General features: G+C 63.8%; 1 protein-coding gene. It reads right to left on the bottom strand.

Annotated elements, in window-relative coordinates:
- A partial coding sequence (locus PSSD_RS25980) for a GGDEF domain-containing protein (protein ID WP_153011535.1) occupies nt 1–832 on the bottom strand: 832 nt, incomplete at both ends.

Below are 832 nucleotides of genomic sequence, written 5' to 3' on the forward strand. Positions count from 1 at the left end.
GTACGGGAACGTTGTGGTGCTGACCACGTCGCGGATGCGCTCCGCTGTGCGGGCCGCATCCTCCACGGAGGTCTGCGGCAGCAGAAGAATAAACTCCTCACCGCCAAAGCGGCTGACGACGTCCCCCGTCCGGCACGCCTGCCGCAGCAGACCGGCGAGGCTGACCAGCACCGCATCGCCTGCATCATGGCCGTACCAGTCATTGATTTTTTTGAAGTGGTCAATGTCGATGGCAATCACGCACTGCGCGGCGTCATCGCTGAACCTGTCCGCCATGAGGGTAAAGCCGCGGCGGTTGCAGAGTCCGGTGAGCGGATCGGTCATGGCCTCATCGCTGAGGGTAGCCATGCGGCCGGCGACCGCCAGGCGGTGATCCTGTACCGCCTCCTTAAGGCGATCGGCCTCATAATACCAGGCGGGCACCGAGGCCAGCGACGCCTCGCTGTCGTCGTCCCGCACCATGCCGGCCAGCTTTTCAAGCGGGTAAGCGATGCGCCCGGCCATCAGGGCAACGGCGGCGGCCGTGAGCACGATGATCCCCAGCAGGAACCACAGCGCGTTTTCCGCCGTGCGCACGAGAATATGCCGGACCGTTTCAGAAGTGCCCGCGATAAAAATGTTCCAGTCCGTTTTGTGCAGGCTGGCGAACCCCGTCAGAAACGCCTGTCCGCCCGCCTCCGTGCTGAATCGTCCGCTGTCCGTCGTGGCGAGTCGCTTCATCAGGGCGGCGCTCAGCGTCATTCTGGTTCCCACGAGAGACGGGTCGTGGCTGAACACGATGAGGCCGTCATTGCTGACGATGCTGACGGTAGAGCCGCGGGCGTAGAAATGC

This window comes from Type-D symbiont of Plautia stali (assembly GCF_001485335.1).
In the GTDB taxonomy this organism is placed as follows: domain Bacteria; phylum Pseudomonadota; class Gammaproteobacteria; order Enterobacterales; family Enterobacteriaceae; genus Pantoea; species Pantoea vagans_C.